The organism is Pseudomonas sp. ANT_J28, assembly GCF_008370005.1.
Taxonomy (GTDB): Bacteria; Pseudomonadota; Gammaproteobacteria; order Pseudomonadales; family Pseudomonadaceae; genus Aquipseudomonas; species Aquipseudomonas frigoris.
The window spans coordinates 1-5728 of record NZ_VOBM01000082.1 but is presented as its reverse complement, the minus strand read 5'-3'; the positions used below and the strand labels follow the sequence as shown (position 1 = coordinate 5728).

The window sequence follows — 5728 nt, the reverse complement described above, 5'->3', positions numbered from 1 at the left end:
CGGTGGGTCAGATGACTTTAATGTTGCCTGACCCACCGCATTCGCGAGCAAGCCCGCTCCCACAGGGGATTGCGGCGATCAATCATTGGCTGGCTGCCAGCCGCCGTGTGCGATCCAAAACCAGGCGACAACGCCAGTTTTAACTTCACCCTTGTAGACCGTCTTGCCCACCCCCATATTGGGGCGACTGACGCGTGAAGGAATCCAACTTGAGCGAACTTCTCAACCGCCGCCTGGCTCTGCTCGGCGAGCGCGCTAACCTCTCTCTGCTCGAACAGTGCCTTCACGGCATCGAACGTGAATGCCTGCGCGTGACCGGCGAAGGTCGCCTGGCGCAAACGCCGCACCCGGAAGAATTGGGTTCCGCGCTGACCAACGAACAAATCACCACCGACTATTCCGAGTCGCTGCTGGAGTTCATCACGCCCGCCCTGCCCGATCCGGCGGATACGCTGGCGAGCCTGGACAAAATTCATCGTTTTGCCTACAGCAAGCTCGGCAACGAGTACCTGTGGAGTCCATCGATGCCGTGCCCGCTGCCGGCCGAGGAAGACATCCCGATCGCCTATTACGGCACCTCCAACATCGGTCAGCTCAAGTACGTTTACCGCAAGGGCCTGGCCCTGCGGTACGGCAAGACCATGCAGTGCATCGCCGGGATTCACTACAATTTTTCCCTGCCGGAAAAGCTCTGGCCGCTGCTTAAAGAGGCTGAAGACTTTGTCGGCACCGACCGTGACTATCAATCGTCGGCCTACATCGCGCTGATCCGTAACTTCCGTCGCTACAGTTGGCTGCTGATGTACCTGTTCGGTGCGTCGCCAGCGCTGGACGCCGGTTTCCTGCGTGGCCGCTCGCATCAACTGGAACAACTGGACCCGGACACTTTGTACCTGCCGTACGCCACCAGCCTGCGCATGAGTGACCTGGGTTACCAGAGCAACGCCCAGGCCGGCCTGACGCCGTGCTACAACGATCTGGCCAGCTACACCGACAGCCTGCGTAAAGCGGTTGCCACGCCTTACGCGCCGTACGTCGAAATCGGCACGCATCAGGACGGTGAGTGGGTTCAGCTCAACACCAACATCCTGCAAATCGAAAACGAGTACTACTCCAACATCCGCCCGAAACGCGTGACCTACACCGGTGAACGGCCGATCCAGGCGCTGGTGGCCCGTGGCATTCAGTACGTTGAAGTGCGCTGCCTGGACATCAACCCGTTCCTGCCGATGGGCATCGACCTGCCGGAATCGCGGTTCCTCGACGCATTCCTGCTGTATTGCGCGCTGAACGACAGCCCGCTGCTGACCAATACCTCGTGCGGCAACGCGACCTCGAACTTCCTCAGCGTGGTCAAGGAAGGTCGTCGTCCGGGCCTGCAACTGCAACGCGACGGTCATCCGGTGGACCTGAAAGAGTGGGCCAGCGAGTTGCTGGAGAAGATTGCACCCCTGGCGGCGATGCTGGATCAGAGTCATGGCGGCGATGCGCATAGCAAGGCGCTGGATGCGCAGCTGGCCAAGGTCAAGGATCCATCGCTGACGCCATCGGCCCAAGTGCTGGCGGCGATGGCTGAGCACAAGGAGAGTTTTGCTCAGTTCTCCCTGCGTCAGAGCCGCGCGCATGCGGAGTTTTTCCGCAGCGAGCCGCTTTCAAGCGAAGACCAGGCGAAATTTGAAGACCGGGCACGTTCGTCGCTGGCCGAGCAGATTGAGCTGGAGCAGAACGAGGTGGGCGATTTCGATGTGTTTGTCGGGTCGTATCAGGCGAGCATTCTGGCAATCAGCAACTAACCTGCAAACGCAGGTCACCTGTGGGAGCGGCGGTGCGACGATTCGACTTGCTCGCGAAGGCGGCGTGTCAGTCAACATTGATGTCGGCTGACACGCCGCCTTCGCGAGCAAGCCCGCTCCCACATGGATAACGATGTACTACTCTCCCTTAGAATTTTCCGCTCATAAGCTCATTCGAAAAAGTTATTTATTTTCGGATTCTTATATCATTTAGTCTCCTTTTCTCGTCGACTATCGGTCGCCTGACAAGGAGCTTCTCAATGAAACTGACTTTCCCCCTTCGCCTGCTGGCGGCCGCGTCTCTGGCTGCGGTGAGTTTCTTTGCCCAGGCGGCTGACGTCACCGTCGCCTACCAGACCACCGTAGACCCGGCGAAAGTCGCCCAGGCCGACGGCGCGTACGAAAAAGCCACCAACGCCAAGATCGACTGGCGCAAATTCGACAACGGCGCCGACATCATCGCCGCCATCGCTTCCGGCGACGTGCAGATCGGTTACCTCGGTTCCAGCCCCCTGACGGCGGCGATCACCCGTAAAGTCCCGGTAGAAACCTTCCTCATCGCCACGCAGATCGGCGCCGCTGAAGCCCTGGTTGCCCGCGACGGTTCCGGGATCAAAACCCCACAAGACCTGATCGGCAAGAAAATCGCCGTGCCGTTCGTGTCCACCGGCCACTACAGCCTGTTGGCTGCGCTGAAGCACTGGAACATCGATCCATCGAAAGTCACCGTCCTCAACCTTGCCCCGCCGGCCATCATTGCTGCGTGGAAACGCGGTGACATCGACGCCACTTACGTGTGGGACCCAGCCCTCGGTGTGGCCAAGGAAAACGGCAAAGTGCTGATCACCTCCGGTGAACTGGCCAAGTTCGGCGCACCGACCTTCGATGCCTGGATCGTGCGTAAAGACTTCGCCGAGAAACACCCGGAAATCGTCACCGCGTTCGCCAAAGTGACCCTCGATGCCTACGCCGACTACCGCAAAGATCCAAAAGCCTGGCTCGCCAACCAATCCAACGTCGACAAGCTGGTAAAACTCTCCGGCGCCAAGGCCGGCGACATTCCATTGCTGCTGCAAGGCAACGTCTTCCCGCTGGCGGCTGATCAGGTGATCACCCTTGGCGCACCGACCACCAAGGCCATCACCGACACCGCCGCGTTCCTGAAAGAACAAGGCAAGGTTGAAGCCGTGCTACCGGACTACGCCCCCTACGTCAGCGCCAAATACATCACCAACTGATCGGAGTTGACCGCGATGGCTTTGCTTCAGCTGGAGCGCATCAGCGCACAGTACCCCGGCGCCGCCGAACCGGTACTGGCGGATATTTCCCTGAGTCTTGGGCCCCAGCAGTTGCTGGTCGCCCTCGGCCCGTCCGGCAGTGGCAAGACCTCGCTGTTGAACCTGATTGCCGGTTTCGTCGAGCCCAGCGCCGGGCGCATCCCCCTTGACGGCGTACCGGTCAAAGGCCCGAGCGCCGAACGCGGCGTGGTGTTCCAGGACGATGCCCTGCTGCCTTGGCAGGACGTGCTGGCCAATGTCGGCTTCGGTCTGGAACTGGCCGGCATTGCGCGGGAAAAACGTGAAATGCGCGCCCGGGAAATGCTCGCTTTGGTGGACCTTTCCGGTTTCGAAAGTCGCCGAATCTGGCAACTCTCGGGCGGCCAGAAGCAACGTGTCGGCCTGGCCCGTGCTCTGGCTGCTGATCCGCGCGTTTTGCTGATGGACGAACCCTTCGGCGCCCTCGATGCCTTCACCCGCGAACAAATGCAGGAGTTGCTGCTGCAAGTCTGGCAGCGCACCGCGAAACCCGTCTTTCTGATTACCCACGACATCGAAGAAGCGGTGTTCCTCGCCACGGACCTGATTCTGCTGGCGCCGAATCCTGGGCAAATCGTCGAACGCCTCAGCCTGGATTTCGGTCAGCGTTATGCCGCTGGGGAGTCGGCTCGATCGATCAAGTCAGACCCGCGCTTTATCGAAACCCGCGAACACGTGCTCGCCAAAGTGTTCTCCCAACGCAGCGCCGCCCAGCGGCAGGAGACCGTATGAGCAGCTATGGGGTTCCGGCCGTCACGGTCAAATCGCACTCGACGGTGATTCCTGTTCGACGCAGCCTCAGTACTCGCTGGATCAGTCTGCTGACACTCGTCGCGCTCGTGGTCATTTGGTGGGCCGTCACCGCCACTGGAATGATCGAACCGCTGTTCCTGCCGCCACCCTCTGCCGTGCTGCAAAAAGGCTGGCTGCTGGTGACCACCGGCTACATGGATTCAACGTTGTGGCAGCACCTTGGCGCGAGTCTCAGCCGAATCGGTTTGGGCCTGGGTTTCGCGGTGCTGACCGCCGTGCCGGTCGGCATCGCCATCGGCCACAATCGTATCGCTCGCGGCATTCTCGATCCGCTGATCGAGTTCTACCGCCCTATTCCACCGCTGGCTTATCTGCCGCTGATCGTGATCTGGTGCGGCATCGGTGAGCTGTCGAAAGTCTTGCTGATCTACCTCGCGATCTTCGCCCCGATCGCCATCGCTACCGCGACCGGCGTGCGTACCGTCGACCCGGCCAAATTGCGCGCGGCACAGTCCTTGGGCGCGACCCGGGCGCAGTTGATTCGCCATGTGATTCTGCCGAGCGCGTTGCCGGACATTTTGACCGGTGTGCGCATTGGCCTGGGTGTGGGTTGGTCGACGCTGGTTGCCGCCGAATTGATCGCCGCCACTAGCGGTTTGGGCTTCATGGTGCAGTCGGCCGCGCAGTTCCTGGTCACCGATGTGGTGGTGCTGGGGATTCTGGTGATCGCGCTGATTGCCTTCGCCATGGAAATGGGCTTGCGCGCCCTGCAACGCAAACTGGTGCCGTGGCATGGCCTGGCTCACTAAGACGTTTTGATCGCACTGACTACGCCGACAGATCGGCGCCCTGGATTGAAGAGAAAGACCATGAGCAACCTGACCATCGTCCCCTTAAGCTACGCCCTCGGCGCACACATCAGCGGCGTCGACATCAGCCAGCCGCTGAACCTGGAACAGCGCGACGCCATCGAGCAGGCGCTGCTCAAACATCAAGTGTTGTTCTTCCGCGATCAGCCGATCACACCGCAGCAGCAGGCACGTTTCGCCGCCAATTTCGGCGACCTGCACATTCACCCGATTTACCCAAATGTGCCGGAACAGCCCGAAGTGCTGATCCTCGACACCGCCGTCACCGACGTGCGTGACAACGCGATCTGGCACACCGACGTGACCTTCCTGCCGACCCCGGCCCTGGGCGCGGTGCTCAGCGCCAAGTTGTTACCGGAGTTTGGTGGCGACACGCTGTGGGCCAGCGGTATCGCGGCGTATGAAGCGCTTTCGGCGCCGATGAAAAACTTGCTCGAAGGGCTGACCGCGACCCACGACTTCACTCGTTCGTTCCCGCTGGAGCGCTATGGCAACACACCCGAAGCGTTGGCTCAGTGGGAAGAAGCGCGCAGGAAAAACCTGCCGCTGTCACACCCGGTGATTCGCACTCATCCGGTGAGTGGACGCCGGTCGTTGTTCGTCAATGAAGGCTTCACGTCGAAGATCAATGAGCTGTCGGAAACCGAAAGCGAGGTGATTCTGAAGTTTCTGTTTGCCCACGCGACACGGCCGGAATTTACCATTCGCTGGCGTTGGCAGAAGGACGACGTGGCGTTTTGGGATAACCGCGTGACACAGCATTACGCCGTCGATGATTACCGGCCGGCGCGGCGGGTGATGCAGCGCGCGACGGTGTTGGGGGATGTGCCGTTTTTTCGGTAACCCAGGGAGTTTTTTTACTAACTTTGATGGCCCCTTCGCGAGCAAGCCCGCTCCCACATCTATGGTTACCCCCTTTTCTGCAATACTGTTTTTGATGTCGTGTTTGGCTTGCTTTCATCTATCCGGCGTCTGAGTGGGGTTGTAGCCCCGCGCC

General features: G+C 60.4%; 5 protein-coding genes. All 5 read left to right on the top strand.

Annotation, left to right across the window (positions count from 1 at the left end; genetic code table 11):
- The first annotated feature begins 209 nt into the window (after positions 1-209).
- Positions 210-1793, top strand: coding sequence for a glutamate--cysteine ligase (gshA, locus tag FQ187_RS29530; protein ID WP_149632186.1), 1584 nt, complete (start codon positions 210-212; stop codon positions 1791-1793).
- Positions 1794-2053: 260 nt separating this feature from the next.
- The gene (gene tauA, locus FQ187_RS29520) at positions 2054-3031 is read left to right on the top strand and encodes a taurine ABC transporter substrate-binding protein (RefSeq protein WP_149632185.1); all 978 of its coding nucleotides are present in this window, start codon (positions 2054-2056) and stop codon (positions 3029-3031) included.
- A gap of 15 nt (positions 3032-3046) precedes the next feature.
- Positions 3047-3841 (top strand): taurine ABC transporter ATP-binding subunit, encoded by a 795-nt coding sequence (gene tauB, locus FQ187_RS29515; RefSeq protein WP_149632184.1) that lies wholly within the window; start codon positions 3047-3049, stop codon positions 3839-3841.
- Entirely contained in the window at positions 3838-4671 is an 834-nt protein-coding gene (gene tauC, locus FQ187_RS29510; protein ID WP_149632183.1) for a taurine ABC transporter permease TauC, read from the top strand. Before tauB ends, tauC begins: the two co-directional genes overlap by 4 nt.
- A 60-nt stretch (positions 4672-4731) precedes the next feature.
- On the top strand, positions 4732-5574 hold the full coding sequence (tauD, locus tag FQ187_RS29505; protein ID WP_149632182.1) for a taurine dioxygenase: 843 nt from the start codon (positions 4732-4734) through the stop codon (positions 5572-5574).
- Positions 5575-5728 lie beyond the last annotated feature (154 nt).